This window comes from Crossiella cryophila (assembly GCF_014204915.1).
Classification (GTDB): domain Bacteria; phylum Actinomycetota; class Actinomycetes; order Mycobacteriales; family Pseudonocardiaceae; genus Crossiella; species Crossiella cryophila.
The window spans coordinates 6748591-6769801 of sequence record NZ_JACHMH010000001.1 but is presented as its reverse complement, the minus strand read 5'-3'; the positions used below and the strand labels follow the sequence as shown (position 1 = coordinate 6769801).

The window sequence follows — 21211 nt, the reverse complement described above, 5'->3', positions numbered from 1 at the left end:
AAGTTCACCCGAACTACGTTCGGTGATCTGCCCGATAGGGAGCCCGGGTCACCCGTATACCCGCTTACGCTCGCCCGGGATACGTGAGTTGATCAGGAGGAACAGGGTGACGGAGGCGACGGGCTTCGGCGCCGGGCTGCGCAGGCTGCGCACCGACCGGGGGCTCTCGCTGGCCCAGGTGGCGAACCTGGTGCACTACAGCAAGGGCTACCTGAGCAACGTCGAGAACGGCCGCAAACCGGTCAACCCAGGCCTGGCCCGCAGGCTGGACAAGGCCCTGGACGCGGCTGGCGAGCTGACCGGACTGGCCCTTGAGGACGGGCAGCGCTGCCCCTACCAGGGGCTGGCCGCCTTCGAGGCCGCCGACGCAGGCTGGTTCTTCGGCCGGGACCGGGCCACCGCGGCCCTGCTGGGCAGGCTGGCCGACTCCAGGACCGCCGGGCTGCCGCTGGTCGTCTTCGGCGTCTCCGGCGCGGGCAAGTCCTCACTGCTGCGGGCCGGACTGGTGCCAGCGCTGGACCGGGGCGCGCTGCCGGAGGCCGGACCGGTCCAGGTGATCACGCCGACCGCCCGGCCGATGAGCGTGCTGCCTGCGCCGGGCGGGGTGCTGGTGGTGGACCAGTTCGAGGAGGTCTTCACCCTCTGCGAGGACCCGGCCGAGCGCCGGGAGTTCATCGACGCGCTGTGCGCGGCGGCCAAGGCGGACACCCTGGTCGTGCTCGGCGTGCGCGCGGACTTCTTCGGCGCCTGCCTGGCCAACCCGTGCCTGCTGGCCGCGGTGCGGCACAACCAGTTCACCGTGGGCGCGATGTGCAGGCGGGAACTCGTCGAGGCCATCACCGGACCCGCCGAGCGCACCGGCCTCGCCGTGGAACCAGGGCTGGTCGAACTGCTGCTGCGCGATCTCGGCGTGGTCGGCGAGGATCCGGCCGCGGGCTACGACCCCGGCGCGCTGCCACTGCTGTCCTACGCGCTGATGGGCACCTGGCAGCAGCGCACCGCCGAGGCGATGACGGTGGCCGGGTACCAGGTCACCGGTGGCATCGACGGCGCGGTGGCCGCCGCGGCCGAACGCGCCTACGAACAGCTCGGCCCGGAGGCCCAGGAGGCGGCCCGGCGGGTGCTGCTGCGGCTGGTGCGCATCGACGAACGCGATGAGCCGGCCCGCCGCCGGGTCCGCTTCGACGAACTGCTCTCCGGTGAGGAGAAACCGGCCCAGGCCGCGATCGAGACCCTGGCCGAGGCCCGGCTGCTGGTGCTGGACCGGGACACCGTGGAGATCACCCACGAGGCACTGCTGCGGGCCTGGCCACGGCTGGGCGACTGGATCGCGGCGGACCGGGAGGGCCTGCGGCTGCACCGCCAGCTCACCCAGGCCACCCAGGAGTGGAGCAGCCTCGGCCACGACGCGGGCGCGCTGTACTCCGGCGCCCGCCTCACCCTGGCCGAGCAGTGGGCCGCCGAGCACGACAGCGAGCTGACCGGCGGCGAACGGGACTTCCTGCGCAACAGCGCCGCCGCCGGACTGCGCCGCGCCCGCACCCGGCGCAGGCTGGTCGCCCTGCTCGCGGTGCTGCTGGTACTGGCCGCCAGCGCCACCGTGGTGGCCACCCAGTCCCAGCGGACGATGGCCGAACAACGCGATCTCGCGCTCTCCCGCGGCACCATCGCCACCGCGGTCTCCCTGCAGGAGTCCGATCCCGCGCTGGCCGTGCAGCTGCGGCTGGCCGCCTACCGGCGATCACCCGGCCCGGACACCCGCGACGCGCTGCTGGCCGCGTTCAGCCAGCCCTTCCGCGGCCGGTTCACCGGTCACGGCAGCGATGTGGTCACCATGGCCTTCGCCCCGGCAGGCTCGCTGGCGGCCACCGCGAGCTGGGACCACACCGCCAGGCTGTGGGACATCGGGAACCCGCGGCGGCCGGTCGAACTCGCGCAGCTGCCGCTGGCCGAACAGGCCCGCGCGGTGGCCTTCCACCCCGGCGGGAAGCTGCTGGGCGTGGCGGACGCGAGCAGCATGCGGCTGTGGGACATCACCGAACCGCGTGGGCCCCGGCCGGTGACCATCCTGCGCGGTGAGATCACCTGGGTCGCCTTCAGCCCTGACGGCCGGACCGCGGCCACCGGTGACCTCAAGGGCGGCACCACGCTGTGGGACATCAGCGATCCGGTGCAGCCAAGGGAGAGACACCGGCTGCCCGGCCACCTCTCCGGGGTCACCTCGATCGCCTTCAGCCAGGACGGCCGCCTGCTGGCCACCTCCGGCGACACCACCGCGCGGATCTGGGAGCTGGGCGGCGGCGAGCCCCGGCTGCGCGGCGTGCTCACCGCGCACACCGCCTCCCTGCGCACCATCGCGTTCAGCCCGGACGGCGCCACCCTGGCCACCGCCAGCTGGGACCACACCGTCCGGCTGTGGCGCACGGCCGATCTGCGCGGACTGGCCACGGTCAACGCGCACCAGTCCATCGTGTGGTCGGTGGCCTTCAGCCCGGACGGCCGCAGGCTGGCCAGCACCGGCGGCAACACCATCCTGTGGGAGGTGGCCGATCCGAGTGCGCCCCGCCGGGTGAGCACACTGCCCGGCGGCACCTACGCGGTGGCCTTCAGTCCCGACGGCAACACCGTGGCCACCCCGGACTGGGTGCAGGACCTGCGGGAACTGCCGCTGACCGGGCATGAGGACGTGGTCACCTCGGTCGTGTTCAACCCGGCCGGCGACCTGCTGGCCTCCGGCAGCTGGGACCGCACGGTCCGGGTGTGGGACGCCCGCAGGCCGCGTCCGCTGGCCGTGCTGACCGGCCCGGCGGCCTTCGTGCGCGCGGTGGCCTTCAGCCCGGACGGGACCCTGCTGGCCGCAGGCAGCGAGGACGGTTCGGTGTGGCTGTGGGATGTCCGCGACCCGGCCGCCATCCGGCCGCTGCCGCCGATCGCGGTGGGCGCCGGCGAGGTCGGCAGCATCGCGTTCAGCCGGGACGGCAAACTGCTGGCCACGGCCGGGCACTACTGGGTGACGCTGTGGGATCTCGCGCAGCGCCGGGAGCTGTCCCGGCTGGGCAACTCCACCACCGGCAACCTGCTGGCCGCCTTCAGCCCGGACGACCGGATGCTGACCGTCTGGGCCAGGTCCAGCCCGCCCCGGCAGTGGCAGATCACCGACCCCGGCCGGCCGACCGAACTGCCCCGCCCGGCCGGTGACAAGTCGGCGGCCGCCGGCACGTTCAGTCCGGACGGCCGGATCCTGGCGCTGTACCACCACGATGACCGCACCGTGCGGCTGCTGGACCAGAGCGGCGACCTGGCCGTGCTGCCGGGGCAACCGCTGCTGTACCGGTTGATCTTCGCCCCGGACGGCAAGCGGCTGGCGGGGGCAGGGGAGGACGGTGTGGTGCGGGTGTGGGATCTCAGCGATCCGCGCGCCCCGGTCGAGCAGGCCCGGCTGGCCGGGCACAACGGGCCGGTGCCCGGGGTGATCTTCAGCCCGGACGGCGCCCAGGTGGTCACCGGTGGCAACGACCGCGCGGTGCGGCAGTGGGACGCCGATCCGGACCGGGTGGCGGCCAAGATCTGCCAGGTGGCCTACCCGCGGATCAGTCCGGAGGTGTGGGAGCGGTACTTCCCAGGGCTGGAGTACGAGCCGCCCTGCCCGGCCTGATCGGGATTTCCCAAGGGCCCTGGCGTGCATCCGCCCGCCAGGGCCCTTGGGTCAGGTTCAGAAGCGGAACACCCAGTTCTGCTGGGATGACCCGTTGCACTGCGTGGAGTCCGCGACCCTGGCATCGTGGTTGGCGGTCAGGCAGAAGTTGCTGCCGCGGTACAGGATCCGCCCGTCCGGCCGGGGATCCCAGGTCTGGCCGATGAAGTTCCACGGCTTGCAGCGCAGGGCCCGCACCGGGTTGTTGTTGATCTCCAGGCAGTCACCGGTGCGGGTGTTGACGATCGTGGACCCGCTGCCGCGCACCCACCTGGCCGAGCTGGCGAAGACGGGCAGGCAGGGCAGGAGCTTCAGCCCGTCGTCGACCTGGGTCAGGCACGGCCCGAGCCCGCCCGCCTTGATCATGGTCCCGTCCACCGCAGGCCCTGCCGCAGCGGTGGGTGTGCTGGTCAGTGCCACCAGGGCCAGTGCGATCCCCAGTACGCGGCTGCGTGCCCGCATGCTGTTCTCCTTCGTGCGTGGATACCTGGACCGGATCCTGGCAGCAAGATCACGGCACCGGCAGCGCCGGACCGAAGGGCTGCCCGGCAGACCGCCCGAACGGCCTGCCCCGTGACAGAACCATTACGCGGCAAGGACAAAACCCGGACACGGCCGCCGGAGAGTTGACGGGTCGACGGCGGGTGCGCCCGCCGGATCACTGTCCACACTCTGAAGGAGTGGTTGTCCTGAAACACATCTCCGTTGCCGCGGTGACCGCGGCAGCGCTCCTGCTGACCACCGCGTCGCCCGCGGGCGCCACCGCGATCGGCGACGTCCAGCAGGCCATGGCGAAGGTGGCCGCGACACCCGGCGCGGTGGGTGTGATCGGCGGCGCGTACCTGGACGGCAGGCCGGCTGGCCGGGGCAGCGCCGGATCGCGGCTGCTCAACGGCGAAGGCGGCCTGATCCCGGCGGAGGCCCGCTTCCGCATCGGTTCGCAGACCAAGACCATGGCGGCCACCACGCTGCTCAAGCTGGTGGAGGAGGGCCGGATCGGGTTGGCGGACAAGCTGGCCGCCGTGCTGCCCGAGGTGGCGGTGGACGGGCTGGTCGAACGGGCCGAGGAGATCACCGTGCGGCAGCTGATCCAGCACACCTCCGGCGTACCCGACTGGTACTCCAGGGCGGGCTCGACCGAACCGGCCTTCGACGTCTTCGACTTCACCACCCACCACCGGCCGCTGGACATCGTGAAGATGACGCGAGGACTGCCGCGCACCGGCGCACCGGGGGAGAAGTTCACCTACTCCAACACCGGCTACACCCTGATCGGCATGATCGTGGAGAAGGTGACCGGCCGGTCCCTGGCCCGCGAACTCGACCGGCGGCTCTTCCAGCCGCTCGGCATGTCCCAGACCTACCTCGCGGCCAAGCCGCCGGAGGGCATCAAGGGCCCGCACGGACACGGCTACTACCCGGATTCCACCGGCGCACCACGCGATGTGGACCGCTTCAACGCCAGCTGGGGCTACGGCGCGGGTGGCGTCATCTCGACCACCAGGGACATCAGCGCCTTCTACCGGGCCTTCTACCAGGGCAGGCTGCTGCCGTCCGCGCTGCAGGAGGTCCTCACCGGTGGGCCCCAGGGGCTCGCGCGGCAGGGCTCGGGTCAGTGCGGGGACGACCTGCGGATCTTCGGCGGCACCGCGCCCGGCTACAGCGCGGTCACCCTCACCTCGACCGACGGCAGGCGGCAGCTGGCCGTCGCCGCCACCAGGAGCACCGCCGACGACGGCGAGGTCATCACCGCGATGATCAAGGCAGCCGAGGCCGTGCTCTGCCCGGCCTGACCCACTGATCGAGCAGTGCGCCTGACTGGGTCGCCGCCCCCGGCGGAGAGCGACGGCCCGGTCAGGTGATCAGCCGTGCGGGTTGAACGGGATGCCCGCAGGCTTGGCCTTCTCCAGCTCCCAGCCGAACGCGCTGTCCTTCAGCCCGAACCCGGCGCTGCCGAAGTTGGCCTGCACCAGGCGATCCCGGATCCCGGCCGGGTAGTTGTCCCAGCCGACCAGGGTCGGGTACTGCCAGGCGCCCTTGTGGTTCTCCGGCGGTTCGGTGGCGCTGGCGTGCCGGAAGCAGTGCGTGCTGATCCCGTCCTTGTGGTAGACGATCTTCGCGTGCGTGCCCTCCCAGGCGACCTGCGAGGAGGGCTTGGTGGTGTATTTGCCGTGCGCGGAGGTGGAGACGTGCTGCGCCGAGCCGTTCTGCACCCAGATCACCACGTGCTCGATGTCGTGCCGGTGCCCGCTCTCGATCCCGGCCAGCGCCTGGTCCTTCTCGAAGTACAGGTCGTACATGTAGGCGCACCAGCCGTTGTTGCAGCGGGCGCGGGAGTAGGAGTTGGTGTTGTTCAGGTCGGAGAGGTCCCGGCAGTTGCCGTTGAGCGCGCCGGTGGGCTTGAGACCAGGGTTGAGCGTGCCGTCCGGACCGATCGCGGGACTGGAGTAACAGCCGTCCCCGTCGTAGTCGAAGGCAGGCTGCCAGCGCAGGTCCTCCGCCGGCGCGCTGCCCGGCAGCGCCCGCGGCGGCTCGGCGTGCGCCGCACCGGGCAGCAGCATCGCCACCGCGGCGGCACCAACGATTGCATTGAGGGCGAAGGACAATCGCCCGAACCGCCGTTTCCTCCCGCGCTCGGCCAATGGCACAGCGTTGTGCTGCATGGGGACCTCCCGGACCGGTGGGGGCGGCGGCTGTTGTCGTTGACCATGGTTCAGTGCGCACCCGCCGGTCCGTCAAGGGCCGGGCGGCGGTCACCGCCCGGCCACTCGAAGGTTCCCGGACTGATCAACTGACGTTCACCGGGCGGTGGGCCGATCAGGCTTGCGCGCCCGGTGCCCCCGGTCCGTGCTCAGCGGCAGCTCCAGCGGTACTTCCGATCCGGCCCCGAGGCGCCGGCGATGGTGTTGTCGTCGCCGAGCACCTGCACTGTCCAGGGGGTGCCGCCGGGGGCGTCCGGCAGATTGGTGAGCAGGGTGGTGCCCTGCCACAGGGCGGGCCGGAAACCGGATTCGGCGTTCCTCCCGGCGAGCAGGCCCTGCTGGTTGATCAGGTCGACGCTGCCCCTGGGGGTCAGCGGCGTGACCTGGCCGGAGTGGGTGTCCCATACCCAGCTGTTGAAGTCGCCGGAGGGGTTCTGCCCGAGCACCTTGCCGTTGCTGATCCGGCGCACGGCCATCAGCACGGTGCCGTCCTCGTCGAGGTCGATCGGCCGGGTCGCGCCGTACTGCGGGTTGGTGTGGGTGATCGGCGCGGAACCGTTGCCCGGCCACAGGATCCAGCCACCGCCGCCGGAGGCGAGCATGTCACCGCGGTTGTTGATGGCCACCGCGTCACCCACCTTGACTCCGGCGGGCGGGATGAGCTGCCGGTAGGTCCCACCAGCGGACCAGCTGCATGTCCCCGCTGTGCGGCCCTGTCGGTGGTCATCAGCAGCAGGTCCCGCGAGTTCACCCCGGGTGGGGCGGTGAGCGGGTCGGCCTGCCAGGTGCAGGGCGGCGGGTTCGGTGCGGCCAGGGCTGACGGCGCGGGTCATTACCGCAGGGCGCATGGGCTTCCCCCCAAAGTCGATGTGCTTGCCTGCCCGGTTTACAACGTTGGAAACGGGGAGCGCAGCCAAGTGACTCCATCCGGCCCAACGCCCCCTCAGCCCGTGCCCGGCTGCTCCGGCGGCGCGCCCCGCCACCGCCAGCCGGCCTGTTTCGGCTGGTCGGGCAGGCTGCCCCGGTCGGTAGCCCACAGCAGCACCCGCCACGGGTCCAGCCCGGTGAGTTGCGCCGTGGTGTGCGGGAACATCCGGGTCAGCACCCGTTTGCACACCGCCCGCGGTGGATCCAGTGCCAGCCCGAGTCCGGTGGCCAGATCGTGCCCGTGCACCAGCATCTCCACGCAGCCCATCCCGGCGAATCCGGCCGGATCGGCCAGTCCGGTCGGGTGGTAGGCCCGGGTCGCCGGTGGCGTGGTGCGCACGGCGGCGGCCAGCAACCGGCTGCCGGTCATCGCGAACTCCAGCAGTTCGGCGGCGGTGGCGTCCTTGTCCGCGCACGCCTCGAACCGGACGTAGCGGTCCGCGGGCCGGGCAACCAGTTGGGCCGCATAGGAAAGCAGGCAGTCGCCGAGGTGTTCGGCGGTGTGCCGGGCGGTCCAGTCCCCGGTGCCGGGCACTGCGGACCAGTCGCGGTCGGTGGCGGGGGCGAGTACGGCCACCACATGTGTGGTGACCGTGTCCAGATCGTCGGCGGGCATGGTCGGGCAGTCTGCCCGATCAGCGTTGCCGTGGCGGGATCTTCACCTCGAACAGCTTCTCCGCGTCGGTGACGCAGGCGTTGTCCGGCACGTACCGCGAGCAGCTCCCGTCCGGCATCCGGTTCACCTGCGACACCCAGGCCAGCGATCCGGCCGAGTTGTCGTTGCGCGGCAGGTGCCGGTCCGCGATGGCCGAGCCGGCCGAGCCGAGCAGCAACAGCATGGCCGCCAGCAGACCGACCCTGGCCGGCAGCACGAATCGCGGTCGCGGCACGCCGAAGCGTTCCACGGCCAGGAAGACCGCGTAGCCGGTGAGCACCAGCAGGCAGTACAGGATCTCGGCGACCGTGCGCGGGTAGAGCTGGACGGCGTTCTCGGCGTACATCCGGCTGGCGAAGTAGAAGCGCAGCAACCAGGTTCCGGTCAGGCAGGCGACCACGGTGAGCACCGCGGTGCGGCGCAGGCCCAATGCCAGCGCCAGGGCCAGGCCGGTGATCAGCACGATGGTGAACAGGCCGACGCCGCCGAGTTCGCCGGCCGGCGGCCAGCTGGTGATCCGGCCCGGTTTGTCGCCCAGCCACATCGCGAAGTAGGCCGGGTCGGTGAGCACGTCGAAGTAGAAGTACTGGTCCTTGGTAGTGCCGGCGCCGCTCAGCAGGCCGTCCAGGTGACGCAGGCTGACCAGGACGAACGTGACGAGGGTGGCGCCGACGAACGCCAGTCCCTTGCCGGGGGCCGTTTTCCACGGGAAGAGCAGCAGCAGGGTGAGCACCGCGCCAGGGGCGGACCAGACGTACCAGCCGGAGTAGGTCAGGAACAGCACCCCGAAGCCGATCCCGAAGGCCGCGCCGCCGAGTAGTAGCCCGCGGTAGCTCGCCCGGTCGGCCCGGCGCAGGGTGCGCAGGAACCGGATCAGCACCGGCAGGAAGACCACCAGCACCAGGTTGGCGTAGGGCTTGTACGGGTCGATCAGCGGCAGCGTGGAGACCACACCGATCCCGAGCGCCCAGCCGGGCCGCAGCACCAGCCGCCAAGCCAGGTAGGCCAGCGGCGCGAACAGTGAGACGCCGATGATCTGCACGTCCTGCAAGGCGAACCCGGCCGGTTCACCGGTCAGCCAGGTCCAGCCCGCGAGGGCGTAGACCGACAGCGGCGGGTAGTTGCTCGGCATGACCTCGCCGCGGAGCAGGCCCTCGGCCCAGCGGATCAGCACCCCGGAGTCGCCGTGGTTGGCGTTGAGCGCCCAGGCCGTGCCGCGCAGACCGACCAGCACCCCGCCGCCGACCAGGCCACCGGCGAGCCCGGCGACGGCCGCCGCGGTGAGCCGCCCGGCCAGTTCGGTGCCAGTGCGCAGCCGGGCGGCCAGCACCAGCCCGGCGATGACCGCCAGACCCAGCACCGCGAACCGGATCTGCAGCCCGGCCAGGCCGCTGACCTGGCCGAGCCGGTCCAGCGGATCAACATCGACGGTGCCGCTCCAGGCCAGCAGGATCGTCAGCGCGAGCAACGCGACAACGACCTCCAGCACCGGCGCCAGCCACCGCAACCGCGCGGCGCGGCCAGTGAAGGCGATCTCCAGGGTGGCGATTTCCCGTGCGAGCGCGCGATCCTGTTCCAGGGCGCGCTCAAGGTGCGGCGAAGACACTATTCATCCCAACGGCTACCGGGTCTGACGTGCGGACTGCGGGTGGCCGTGCAAGGACCTTCCCCCAGCACCGGAAGCTACTGAGACGCGATGGACAATCGCTTACCTCCCACTAAAGATCGGTTCGGGCGGGCTCGGAGGACGGGTCCTCACCGGGGGGTGGGGTGGTCTGGTTTGGTCTTCGGTTGTGGTGCGCGGGCAGGAGCTGACCGATGAGCAGTGGCAGGTGGTCCAGCCGTTGCCGCCCGCCGCCGGAACCAGGGTCGGGATCTGCCCTGGCGTTGCGGTCCCTGGAAAACCGCCTGCGACCGGTTCTGGCACTGGTCCCGCAACGGCACTCTGACCGCCCTGGTCGCCCAGGTCCAGGTCGTGGCCGAAGCCATCGACGAACTCGACCGTGAAGTCTCGGTGGACTCCAGCATCGTGCACGCCCACCAGCACGCCGCCGGAGCCCGCCACACCGGCACCGCCTCCCTGGGGGCCCGGCAACCCCGCGACGGGCACACCGAACCAGATGATCATGCCCTCGGACGGTACCTGGGCGGACTGAGTACCAAGAGCCACCTGGTCTGTGACGGTCACGGCCGCCCACTGTCGGTGGTTCCCGCCACACCGGCCCTGTCCGGCCGGTGAGTCGCCCGGTGTGGGTGCTCGCGGACAAGGGCCACTCGCCCCGGGGATCCGGGCCTACCCGCGGCGAGGCCGGATCGCAGTCACCGTCCCCAAGCGCCGCGATCAGCAGGCCAATCGGCACCGCCACGGCCGATCCGGTGGCAGACTGCCGGTATCCGAGTCGGTGATCTATCGGCGGCGCAACGTGGTTGAGTGCTGCTTCAACCGGCTGAAGCAGTTCTGGACCATCGCCACCTGCCACGACAAGATCGCCCTGTCCTGCCGTGCCATGATCGAGTTGTTCATACTCCTCATCTGACTGTTGCGGACACGCTCTGGGAGGGCGGGGGATGGGGTTGCTCGGGCAGGCGGTGGTCATGTTCGTGGTGACCAATGTGGACGACATCGTGCTGCTCGCCCTGTTCTTCGGTCAGGCCGCCGGTGGCCGGGGTGCGGTGCTGCGGGTGGTCGCCGGTCAGTACCTGGGCTTCGTGGGGATCCTGGCCGCCTCGATCGTTGGCGCCCTGGGGGCTGGGTTGTTGCCAGCGCCGGTGATTCCCTACCTCGGGCTGTTGCCGTTGTTGCTGGGGCTGCGCGCGGGCTGGCAGGCGTGGCGGGAACGCCGGTCCGGTGGGGCGGACGATGAACCGGAGGTGCCGGGAGGGGGGCCCACGGTAGTGGCGGTCGCCGCGGTCACCTTCGCCAATGGTGGGGACAACATCGGCGTGTACGTGCCGGTGTTCGCCGGCGCCGGGACCACCGGGCTGATTGTCTACACGGTCGTCTTCCTCCTTCTGGTCGGGGTGTGGTGTGTGCTGGGGCGGTACTTCGCCACCCGGCCGTTGATCGCCAGGGCCCTGGCTCGGTGGGGGCATGTGGTGTTGCCGGTGGTGCTGATCGGGATTGGGCTGCTGATCCTGGTCGAGGGCGGTGCGTTCGGGCTCTGAGTCTGGTCAGGGCGGGGATTTGCGGAACAGGAGTAGGACGACCGCGGCCATCATGATCAGCAGGACCGCGCTGAGTCCGCCCAGGGTGTTCAGGGCGGTGGTGAAGGCGGATCTGGCGGTGGTGAGCAGTGCGGTGGCGGCCTCCGGGGGGAGTTGGGCGGCGGTGGTGAGGGCGCCGGAGAGGGTGTCCCTGGCCAGGCCGGGGGTGTCCTGGGGGAGACCGGCGCGGTAGACGGCGGTGCCGATGCTGCCCAGGACACCGACGCCGGCGGCGATGCCGAACTCCATGCTGGTCTCGGACATTGCGGCGGCTGAGCCTGCCTGGTCGACCGGTGCGTTGCCGACGATCAGGTCTGGGCCGAGGGCCATCAGTGGGCCGTTGCCGAGGTAGACCAGGACGAAGCCGGTGATCAGGAGGGGCAGGCCGGATACCGGGTGGACGAAGGCCAGTAACAGGTAGCCGAGGGCGGCCACCCCCAATGCGAGGGCCAGGATCCGGCCGGGTGGGAAGCGGCGGGCCAGGGCCGGGGTGAGCAGGGAGGCGACGATCATGGCGCCGGCGGCGGGTAGCAGCCACAGTCCGGCGGTGAGCGGGGACAGGGACTGGACCAGTTGCAGGTACTGGGACAGGAACAGATAGACCGCGCCGACCACGCCGATGCCGACCATCAGCACCACCAGGGCGGCGGTGAACGTCCTGGTGCGGAACAGGGTCAGGTCGAGCAGTGGGTCGGGCAGGCGGCGCTGGCGGCGGATGAACAGCACCGCGCACAGCACACCGACGGCCAGTGCGGGCAGGCTCCGGGTGAGGTCGCCGCCGCGGGCGAGGTCCTTGATGCCGTAGATCAGCGGCAGGATCGCGGCCAGCGACAGCAGGATGCTGGCCAGGTCGATCCGGCCCGACTGGGTGCGGGCGGACCGGTGTTCCGGGAGCAGGAACGGGCCGGTGAGCAGGAGCAGGAGCATCACCGGCACACCGGCCAGGAAGACCGAGCCCCACCAGTACCACTGGAGTAACAGGCCGCCCAGGATCGGGCCGAGCGCGATGCCAGCGGAGAAGCAGGTGGCCCAGACCCCGATGGCGGTGGCGCGCTGGCGCGGGTTGACGAACATGGTGCTGAGCAGGGCCAGGGTGGAGGGCATCAGGGTGGCGCCCGCGATGCCGAGCAGCGCCCTGGCGGCGATGAGCACGGCCGGACTGCTCGCGTACGCGGCGGCGACCGAGGCCAGGCCGAAGGCCGCGGCGCCGATCAGCAGCAGGCGGCGCCTGCCGACGCGGTCGCCGAGGGTGCCCATGGTGACCAGGAAGCCGGCGATCATGAAGCCGTAGCTGTCCACGATCCAGAGCAGTTCGGTGCTGGTGGGGCGTAAGTCGGCGCCGAGCTGGGGCAGGGCCAGGTAGAGCACGGTGGCGTCCATGGCCAGCAGCAGGGTGGGCAGGGCCAGCACGGCCAGGCCGAGCCAGTCACGCAGGCCGGCCCTGGGTGTGGTTGCGGTTGTGGTGTGCACGGGTCCTCGGCGGGTGGGAGTGGGTGTCGGGGATCAGGCTGCCGGGGGCGGCGCACGAAAACCGCACGGAGTTCGCACGGGGCGGGGGTGTCGGTGGGGTGGGCTAGCGTCGGGTTCGTGCGATTCGGAGTACTGGGTCCGCTGGCCGTGTGGACGGCGGCGGACGTGCCGGTGCGGATCCCGGAACCCAAGGTCCGCGCACTGCTCGCCGTCCTGCTGGTGCAGGAGGGCAGGCCGATGCCGCCCGCCCGGATCATCGCCGAGCTGTGGGGCGACCAGCCACCGGGCAACCCGGCGAACACCTTGCACACCAAGGTCTCCCAGTTACGTCGCCTGCTGGCCAAGGCCGAGCCGGACACCCGGCCGCTGCTGGTCCGCGAGTCCGCCGGGTACGCGCTCACCCTCGCGCCGGACGCGCTGGACCTCACCCGGTTCCGCGCACTGGTCGCCACCGCCGGGCGCACGGCCGACCCTGCCGATCGCGCCGGTCTGCTCGGGCAGGCGCTGGCGCTCTGGCGCGGGGCGGCCCTGGCCGATCTGGCCGGGGAGGAGTTCGCCGAGGCGGCGATCGCCCGCTGGGAGGAGGAGCGCCTGGTCGCGATCGAGGACCGGGCGCGGGCCCGGCTGCTGCTCGGTGAGCAGGCCGCGCTCGCCGCCGAGCTGGCCGAACTGGCCGCCGCGCACCCGCTGCGAGAACGTCTGCAGGCTGCCTACCTGGGTGCGCTGCACCAGGCCGGTCGCCAGGGCGAGGCGTTCGCCGGGTACGAGCGGCTGCGCGCGGAACTCGCCGAGCAGCTCGGCGTCGATCCCGGGCCCGAACTGCTCGACCTGCACCGGACGATGCTGCGACCACCGGCCCCGGCGGCCCCGGCCCGCGGCAACCTGCCCGCACCGCTGACCGGGCTGCTCGGCCGGGCCGAGGCGGTCCGCGCGGTCGGCGCGCAGCTGGGCGAGTCCCGGCTGGTGACGCTGACCGGGGCAGGCGGGGTGGGCAAGACCCGGCTCGCGCTGGCGGTCGCCGAGCAGGTCAAGGCCACCTTCGCCGACGGCGTCTGGCTGGTCGAACTGGCCGGGCTGGGTCGAGGGCAGACCGCGGCCGGTATCGCCGAGGCGGTGGCCGCCGCGCTGGACCTGCGGGCCGGACCCGGCAGTGCGCAGGGCGCGGGCTGGGTGGTGACGGCGTTGCGGGACAAGGAGATCCTGCTGGTGCTGGACAACTGCGAGCATGTGGTCGAGGCGGTGTCGGCCTGGACCGCCGAGCTGCTCGCGGCCGCGCCGAGGGTGCGGGTGCTGGCCACCGGCCAGGAGGCGCTGGGCCGCACCGGTGAGACGGTGTGGCCGGTGCCGCCGCTGGCCGCCGGGGACGCGGTCCGGCTCTTCGTCGCCCGCGCCGCCGACCGGCAACCCGGCTTCACGCTGAGCGCGGACAACACCGAGGTGGTCGCCGAGATCTGTCGCCGCCTGGACGGTCTGCCACTGGCCCTGGAACTGGCCGCGACCCGGGTGCGACTGCTCGGTGTCGGCGAGGTGCGGGCCCGGCTGGATGACCGGTTCCGGCTGCTCGCGCAGGGCGAACGCGCCGCCCCGCAGCGCCAGCGCACCCTGCGTGCGGTGGTGGACTGGTCCTGGGAGCTGCTCACCCCGGCCGAACAGGTGGTGCTGCGCAGACTGGCCGTGCACGCCGACGGCTGCACCCTGGCCGCGGCCGAGGCGGTGTGCGCTGGCGGCCCGGTGGCGCCGGACGAGGTGCTGGAGCTGCTGGGCAGGCTGGTGGACCGGTCCCTGGTCGAAGTGTCCGATGTGGACGGTCCGAGGTACCGGCTGCTGGAGTCCGTCGGCGCCTACTGCCTGGAGCGGCTGGCCGAGGCAGGCGAACTGGCCGAGGTGCGGGCCGCCCACCGCGACTACTACCTGGCCCTGGCCGAACGCGCCGAGCTGCGCGGCCCGGCCCAGCGGGACTGGCTGCGGCGGCTGGACCTGGACAGCGCCAACCTGCGGCGGGCGCTGGAGGGAGCGGTGGCCGAGGGCAACGGGGTGGCGGCGTTACAGGTGGCCCGGGCCCTGCTCTGGTACTGGTTCCTGCGCGCACGACTGTCCGAGGCCCGTCGGCACCTCGCCGCCGCACTGTCCCTTGTGGACGAACCGGAGCCGTCGATCCTGGCCTGCGCGGAGGGATTCGCGCTGCTCGACGGCGACCGCCCGGTCCCTGGACCGGTGCCCGCGGATCCGTTCGGCGCCTGGTTCCTCGGCTACTGCCGTTACGTCACCGGTGATTTCGCCGGGAGCACCGCTCCGCTCAGCGCGGCGCTGGCCGCCTTCGAGCAGCGCGGCGACCACTGGGGCCACGCGGTGGCGGCCGGCACCAGGGCCGCCGTGGGACTACTGCTCGGCGACCTGGACCAGGCCCGCCGGGACGCCCGGCTCGGCGCGGAGCTGGCCGCGCGGACCGGCGACGGCTGGGCCCGGTCCCTGGCCGCCGGACCCCGGGCCGAACTGGCCGAGATCGCCGGTGACTACGCCCTGGCCCGGCGGTGCCACGCGGACGGCCTGGCCTGGGCCGAGGACCTGGGCCTGTGGCTGGAGGCCGGGGAGCGCCTCGGTGGGCTGGGCCGGATCGCGCTGCTGTGCGGCGAGCACGAGGCGGCCAGGAGCCACCACGAGCGGGCCAGGGAACTGGCGCGCACGCACGGCTTCGAGTCCGGCCGGATCCACGCCGAGATCGGGCTCGCCCTTGGCGCCCGGCGGCGCGGCGCGCTGACCGAGGCCGAGCGGTGGCTGCGCGGACTGCTGGACTGGCACCTCCGCGCCGGGCAGGACCACGGCACCGCGCTGGTGCTGGCGGAGCTGGGGTTCGTGGCCGAACTGCGCGGGGACGCGGCCACCGCCCTCGCCCGGCACCGCTCGGGGCTGGTCGCGGCCACGGCCAGCGGTGATCCGCGGGCGGTCGCGCTGGCCATGGAAGGTCTGGCCGGAGCACGGGCGGCAGGCGGGGAATTCGTCGCGGCGGCCCGGTCGCTCGGGATGGCCGCGGCGATCCGGGAGTCGGTCGGCGCGCCGCTGCCACCGGCTGAACGTGAGGATGTCGACCGGATCAGTGGGCTGGTGGCCGGCGCGCTGGGCGAGGCGGACTTCGCGGCGGAACTGGCGTGCGGCCGGGAAACGCCGCTGGGACAGGAGGACGCCGTCATGGCGCCGGCCGGTGGGTGAGCGGCCCGCCGGGCGCCGTGGGGACGGCGGCCCGGCGGGCCGGCTCAGCTCGCGGCGCCCAGCCGCCGGTCGAGTTCGGCGCGGTCGGCCAGGTACCAGATCTGGTTGCCGCGGTTGGTCTCCCGCACGTAACTGGCCAGCGCCGAGCTGCGCTGGACGTGCTCGCTGATGTCGCCGAGGAAGGCCAGCGGCACCCGGTAGTTCACGAACTTCTGGGTGAACTCCCCGGCCATCCTGGTCTCCAGCCGGAAGAAGCCCTCGGCCAGCCGGGACACCGGGATCGCGATCACCCTGGCCTGCTGCGACCAGGCCTCGCCGATGATGTCGGCGGCGTCGCGTTCGCTGCCCAGCGGTGGTCCTTGGGGCGCGCAGTGGAACACCGGCACCCCGTGGGTGATCTCAAGCATGTCGCCTCCCCGCGTTGGTGGTGGTCAGGAATTCGAGTTCGGCCGGGACGGTCGGCACCAGGTGGCCGGTGCCGGGCAGCAGGCGCACGGTCGCGTGCGGGAGCACGGTGCGCAGCCGCCGGGCGGCGATCCTGGTGTCCCACATGACGTCCAGCTCGCCGATCAGCACGTGCACCGGCATGGCCAGCCTGCCAAGGACCTCGTCGGTGAAGACAGGCAGGTCACCACTGCGGTAGCGGTAGTGCTTGCTCATCAGCACGGTCCTGGCCACCACCGCGGTCTCGTCCACTGTGGACAGACCGGGACCCAGCATCATCCGCACGGTGCGCAGCTTCCCCCAGCGGCCGAACGGGGTCAGCAGCAGTGCCTTGAGTAGATAACCCTTGCGCTCCTTGGTGATGCCGGGCGGGCAGGACAGCGCGAGCCGGTCCACCCGCTCCGGTCGCCGGGTGGCGTAGTCCAGGGCGAGCCAGCTGCCCAGCGAGTAACCCAGGATCGCGGTGCGGTCCAGGCCGAGGTGGTCCAGCACGGCGTCCAGCCAGCTCGCGTACCGGTCGGTGGCCGGGTCGGGCCGGGTGGGCGCGCTCAGGCCCGGTTCGCCGATGATGTCCACCGCGTGCACCCGGAAATACGTTGCCAGCTCGGCGATCCGGCCCAGCCACTGGGCCGAGTTGCTGCCGGAACCGTGCAGCAGCACCAGCGGCGGCGCGTCCGCCGGACCGCAGCTGAGCACGAAGGTCTCGCCCTCGGGCGTGGGCACCTGCCGCCGGTCGTGGGGCACGGGCCAGGACGCCAGCTCCGCGAGGTACAGCTCGCGGAGCCGGCGCTCTCCAGCCTTGGATCGGTAGATCATGCAAGGGACTCTAACATTCCCTAAAGTTCCTTGCTAGGGGATTGATAGGGAGTGATGAGGAACTCAGGGTCAGTCGCCGTTGATCACGAAGGAGGATCCGGGTTCGCGGACGATGTTGCCCTTGGCCGAGTTGGTGATGGTGACGTTGGTCAGCGTCGCGCTGCCCCGCGCCCCGCCCATGGCCAGGATCCCGGCCCCGTTGTTGCTCTTGTCGATGCGCACGTTGGTGATGGCCACGTTCGGCATCTCCCCGCCGCCGGTCTTGAACTGGATGCCGTCGTAGGTGGAGTCCAGTACCTCGGTGTCCCGGATGACCACGCCGGGAATGGGCAGGTTCTGCGGGAACAGCGTGATCGCGCCGAATTCCTGCGCCTCGCCCCAGAACACCCCGCCGCAGCGGTGCAGCGCGTTGTTGGCGATCAGGGTCTGGCCGGAGAAGGGCAGTGGGTCGTGGTCGGTGGCCAGCATGATCCCCGGGTAGTTCATGGTGTCGTAGATCAGGTTGTTCTCGATGCGGTTGCCGTAGCCGCCGTAGACGGCGATCCCGTTGGCCCGCCAGGGCAGCTGGATGGTGTTGTTGAGGAACTTGTTGTCGTGCGCGATGTCCACCGCCTGGTTCTTCACGTACTTGTTGGCCCACACCGCGAGCGCGTCGTCGCCGGTGGTGCGGAAGGAGGAGTTGAACACCGTGGAGTTGCGGGTGCCGTTGGTGAAGTTGATCCCGTCGGCGTAGGTGTTGCGGATCCGCATGCCGCTGAACTCCAGCCCGTCGCCGGGCCCCCACAGCTCGGGGATGTTGTCGAAGTCGCGGCCGACCCAGACCCCCACGTTGGCGTGCTCGATCCAGACGTTGCTGATCTTGGTGCCGGTGCCGAAGCGGCCGTTGAGGCCCACCCCGCCCTCGGCGTTGCCGTCGCCGCCGCGGATCCGGCCGGAGCCGAAGATGGCGATGTCGGAGATTTGCGTGTTCTTGTCGATGTCGAACCCGAAGTTGCCCTCGTGCGGGTGGTTGATCCCGCCGGTGGCCAGGTGCGGCTGGGTCAGCGTGTACAGCTGGGAGTGCCACATGCCCGCGCCGCGGATGGTCACGTTGCTGATCCCGACCTGGTTGTGCGGCCCGCGGCCGAGCGGATCCTTGGTGAGGATCTTCTTCTCCTGCCGCCACTGCCCGGCCGGGATCCACACGCAGCCGATCACGCCGTTCTGGTCGTCGGTGACCGCGCGCTGGATGGCGTCGGTGTCGTCGTTGCCGTCGTTGGGCACCGCACCGTAGTTGGTGATCGAGGTGCACCCGGCGGGCTGGTTCGCGGCTGGCGCGACCTGCTCCAGGTCGATCAGGTCGATGATGTAGAACTGCGCCGAGTCACCGGCGTCGCGCTGCAGCTTGAACCGGGTGCCGGGCGGGTAGGAGCCGGCCAGCAGCGCGTGCGATTCGTCGAAGAGGCGGCGGGCGTCGCCCTGCGGGTTGTTGGTCAGCGATTCGGGTCCGTCGCTGTTGCCGTAGAGCCAGCTGTGCCGCGAGGACAGGGTGAGCTTGCGGACGAAGGTGTCGTTGACGTACAGGCTGATGGTGGCCTCGATGCCGCCACCGCCGGGCGCGTCCGGGATCGAGTTGCGCACCACGATCGAGTTGGCCTGGTTGGCCGAGGTGAACTCGACGAACTGCCCGGTGCTGTTGAGCCGCACCGACTGGCGGCCGGAGGACTCGGTGGCGAAGTTGGTGTGCCCGAAGGTGCGCAGCGGATCGGCGGTGAGCAGCTGGCCCTGGTAGCGGGCGGCCTCGGCCTCGTACTCGACATAGGGCACCGCCGCGCCGCGCCCGACCACGATCGAGCGGGCCAGGGAGTTGTTGTTCTCGTTGGTCTCCGCGAGCACGCCGGTGGCATCGGCGGTGGCGGTGATGGTGGCCCCGCCGCTGGTGGCGGTCCAGGTGCCGTTGATCGCCACGGTGGTTTCCGCGCCCGCGGCGATCGGGCCGGTCGGGGTGTTCAGCGTGGTCCCGCCGACCGCGATCCGGGTGACGGTGTTCCCGGCCGCGCTGGTGCCGCGGTTGCGCAGCTGCACCGCGAAGCTGACCTGCGCGCCGACCGCCGGACTGGTCGGGTTCGAGGTGACGCCGAGGACCTCGAGGTCAGGGCCGGGGGCCTGGCCGACGGTGAGCTGGTTCGGCGCGGTGAGGCCGTTGTTGGCGTCGTTCTGCTCGACGATCGTGTTGGCCGGGTCGACCAGCGCGGACACCTGGTAGCTGCCCACCGCCCTGGTCCCGGCGTTCACCGAGACGCTGGCCGTGCCGCCCGCGGCCAGCGCGCCCACCGGGGCGGTGCCGACCACCGCGCCGCCGAGGCTGAAGTTGACCGTGGTCGCGCCCGCCGGGGCCGAGCCGATGTTGCGGACCTGCGCGGTCAGCGTGATCGGGTCGGTCTCGCTGGGACTGGCCGGGCTCCAGGACACCGTGGACACGGTCAGGTCCGGGTTGGGCGCCGGGGTGCCGATGACCTGGAGTTCACCCACCTGGCCGCCGGGGGCGCCGGTGTTGCCGAAGAACTGGAGTCGCAGGTCAGCGGCCCGGCCGGTGACCGGGATGGTGATCGAGTTCTGGTTGCCGGAGGGGCTGAACTGGTAGTCGGCGCGCTCGCGTAACGAGCTGAACCCGCTCGCGGCCTGATCGCGGCCCAGCACCTGGATGCTCTGCGTGCGCGGGCCCCAGATCGGGTCCGGGTTGAGCTTGATCACCACCGACTCCAGGTCGGCGTTGGACCCGAGCTTGACGGTCAGCGTGGCCGGGTAGCCGGCGGATTCCCAGTAGCTGCCGATGTTGCCGTCGTTGGCGTTGGTCGCCACGTAGTTCTGGGTGACCGAGGATGCCTCGATCGGCTTGCCGCGGGCCAGATCGGCCGGTGCGGCCAGTGCGGTGGCAGGGGTGAGACCGGCGCTGACCAGGCCGATCGCGAGTAGGGCGGTGGTGAGCCGTCTGAGCTGCTTCCAGTGCATGGGGACCTCTGTTCGGTTTTCCGCGCAGGGCGGGACGCCGCGGGGCCAGGGCGAAGGGCGGCGACCGCGGGCGTGACAGGGCGTATGCGATGAAGTTGCAGATGATCGCCGATGATTTGAGCGATCACAGTCGACTTTTTGCGGACAGGGGAGTCAAAGGTTGCAGACACATGACGGTGACGTCAACGGTCCGCGGGCGTCGAGTTGGCAGACAGCGGAGTGTCAGACCCGCCTGGCAGGCTCGGCGCGTGCTGAATCCCGAACAGTTACGAGCAGACCTGGTGGAGTTCGCCCGCGCTGAGCTGGGCGAGACGCTCGGCGACCGGATCACCGCGGTGGCCAAGCCCGGGGTGCGCCTGGTGGTGGACGAGACCAGTTCCGGCCGGTCCCGCTTCGGCGGTGCAGGCGAGTTGCCGCCGGGGGTGGAATGGCCTGCGACGCAAGGGGTGCCGATGGTTCTGCTGGCGGTGCTCGACCTGGCGGAGCTGGGTGAGTTGTGGGACGGGTTCCCGCCCTCGGGCTTGCTGCACTTCTTCTGCCTGAACGAGGAGTACGACGTGTGGGGGCTGGACCGGCGATGGGACGGCTGGCGGGTGCTGCATGTGCCGGACGGCACCGGTGTGCCCACAGCCGTCCCGGACGGGGCGATGACGATGCCCCTGCGGCCGGTGCGGTTCGCACACGTGTGCACGGTGCCCAGCCTGGATGATGGCTTGTTCCAGTGGCACGGGCCGGAGCGGCGCCTGGTCGCCGACTTCGTGCGGGCGTGGCGGGTCCGGTCGGCGGAGTTGGGCGGGTGGTCAGAGGAGGAGGACGACGAACACCAGATCGGCGGCTGGCCCACGGTGATCAACGGATCGCCCTGGTGGTACGCGCATTTCGAGTCGCTGGAACTGACCGCGGCGGGCGAGTTGTCCGAGGAGGCCCGGGCTGAGCACGAGAGGCAGACCGAGGAGGAGAACTGGCAGATCGTGCTTCAGCTGGGCACCGATGGCATCTTCAACTGGGCCGACGGCGGCCTGATCTACTTCGGCCTGCCGGAGAAGTTGTTGCGGGCCGGGAGGTTCGACCGGACCTGGGCGGAGATGGACAGCTGCTGAG

Annotated in this window: 14 protein-coding genes and 1 pseudogene; 6 read left to right on the top strand and 9 right to left on the bottom strand. The window is 71.6% G+C overall.

Features of this window, described 5'->3' with window-relative positions; translation table 11 throughout:
• Nucleotides 1-106: 106 nt before the first annotated feature.
• Nucleotides 107-3655 carry an nSTAND1 domain-containing NTPase gene (locus HNR67_RS29605; protein ID WP_185005464.1) on the top strand — a complete coding sequence of 1183 codons (3549 nt, stop codon included), beginning with the start codon at nucleotides 107-109 and terminating at the stop codon, nucleotides 3653-3655.
• Between the two features lie 57 nt (nucleotides 3656-3712).
• Here HNR67_RS29605 and HNR67_RS29600 read toward each other — a convergent pair whose 3' ends face one another.
• Nucleotides 3713-4156, bottom strand: coding sequence for a ricin-type beta-trefoil lectin domain protein (locus HNR67_RS29600; RefSeq protein WP_185005463.1), 444 nt, complete (start codon nucleotides 4154-4156; stop codon nucleotides 3713-3715).
• A 218-nt stretch (nucleotides 4157-4374) separates the two neighbouring features.
• Here HNR67_RS29600 and HNR67_RS29595 point away from each other — a divergent pair, with 218 nt between their 5' ends.
• Nucleotides 4375-5487, top strand: coding sequence for a serine hydrolase domain-containing protein (locus HNR67_RS29595; RefSeq protein ID WP_185005462.1), 1113 nt, complete (start codon nucleotides 4375-4377; stop codon nucleotides 5485-5487).
• Between the two features lie 69 nt (nucleotides 5488-5556).
• Here the strand turns inward: HNR67_RS29595 and HNR67_RS29590 are convergent, their stop codons facing one another.
• The 4 genes from HNR67_RS29590 to HNR67_RS29575 all read right to left on the bottom strand — a co-directional run bounded on the left by HNR67_RS29590 (nucleotide 5557) and on the right by HNR67_RS29575 (nucleotide 9584).
• Complete coding sequence (locus HNR67_RS29590) at nucleotides 5557-6255, bottom strand: NPP1 family protein (RefSeq protein WP_246493636.1); 699 nt, start codon at nucleotides 6253-6255, stop codon at nucleotides 5557-5559.
• Nucleotides 6256-6545: 290 nt separating this feature from the next.
• On the bottom strand, nucleotides 6546-7034 hold the full coding sequence (locus HNR67_RS29585) for a hypothetical protein (RefSeq protein ID WP_185005460.1): 489 nt from the start codon (nucleotides 7032-7034) through the stop codon (nucleotides 6546-6548).
• 305 nt (nucleotides 7035-7339) lie between these two features.
• Nucleotides 7340-7939 (bottom strand): maleylpyruvate isomerase N-terminal domain-containing protein, encoded by a 600-nt coding sequence (locus HNR67_RS29580; protein ID WP_185005459.1) that lies wholly within the window; start codon nucleotides 7937-7939, stop codon nucleotides 7340-7342.
• A gap of 19 nt (nucleotides 7940-7958) precedes the next feature.
• Nucleotides 7959-9584, bottom strand: coding sequence for a hypothetical protein (locus HNR67_RS29575; protein ID WP_185005458.1), 1626 nt, complete (start codon nucleotides 9582-9584; stop codon nucleotides 7959-7961).
• A 169-nt stretch (nucleotides 9585-9753) separates the two neighbouring features.
• Between HNR67_RS29575 and HNR67_RS46755 the strand changes: the two are divergent.
• Nucleotides 9754-10515: pseudogene (locus HNR67_RS46755) on the top strand (hypothetical protein).
• 31 nt (nucleotides 10516-10546) lie between these two features.
• Nucleotides 10547-11143 carry a cadmium resistance transporter gene (locus HNR67_RS29565; protein ID WP_185005457.1) on the top strand — a complete coding sequence of 199 codons (597 nt, stop codon included), beginning with the start codon at nucleotides 10547-10549 and terminating at the stop codon, nucleotides 11141-11143.
• Nucleotides 11144-11149: 6 nt separating this feature from the next.
• Here HNR67_RS29565 and HNR67_RS29560 read toward each other — a convergent pair whose 3' ends face one another.
• Nucleotides 11150-12652, bottom strand: a complete 1503-nt coding sequence (locus tag HNR67_RS29560; protein ID WP_312988299.1) for an MFS transporter — start codon at nucleotides 12650-12652, stop codon at nucleotides 11150-11152.
• A 117-nt stretch (nucleotides 12653-12769) separates the two neighbouring features.
• Here HNR67_RS29560 and HNR67_RS29555 point away from each other — a divergent pair, with 117 nt between their 5' ends.
• Entirely contained in the window at nucleotides 12770-15859 is a 3090-nt protein-coding gene (locus HNR67_RS29555) for a BTAD domain-containing putative transcriptional regulator (RefSeq protein WP_185005456.1), read from the top strand.
• A 44-nt stretch (nucleotides 15860-15903) separates the two neighbouring features.
• Here HNR67_RS29555 and HNR67_RS29550 read toward each other — a convergent pair whose 3' ends face one another.
• The 3 genes from HNR67_RS29550 to HNR67_RS29540 form a co-directional block, all read right to left on the bottom strand.
• The gene (locus tag HNR67_RS29550; RefSeq protein WP_185005455.1) at nucleotides 15904-16266 is read right to left on the bottom strand and encodes a DUF4180 domain-containing protein; all 363 of its coding nucleotides are present in this window, start codon (nucleotides 16264-16266) and stop codon (nucleotides 15904-15906) included.
• On the bottom strand, nucleotides 16259-17119 hold the full coding sequence (locus HNR67_RS29545; protein ID WP_185005454.1) for an alpha/beta fold hydrolase: 861 nt from the start codon (nucleotides 17117-17119) through the stop codon (nucleotides 16259-16261). The genes HNR67_RS29550 and HNR67_RS29545 overlap by 8 nt, the downstream gene beginning before the upstream one ends.
• Nucleotides 17120-17188: 69 nt before the next feature.
• The gene (locus HNR67_RS29540; RefSeq protein WP_185005453.1) at nucleotides 17189-20110 is read right to left on the bottom strand and encodes a CARDB domain-containing protein; all 2922 of its coding nucleotides are present in this window, start codon (nucleotides 20108-20110) and stop codon (nucleotides 17189-17191) included.
• 248 nt (nucleotides 20111-20358) lie between these two features.
• On the opposite strand from HNR67_RS29540, the gene HNR67_RS29535 reads away from it, so the two are divergent.
• Nucleotides 20359-21210, top strand: a complete 852-nt coding sequence (locus tag HNR67_RS29535; RefSeq protein ID WP_185005452.1) for a DUF1963 domain-containing protein — start codon at nucleotides 20359-20361, stop codon at nucleotides 21208-21210.
• Nucleotide 21211: the final 1 nt, after the last annotated feature.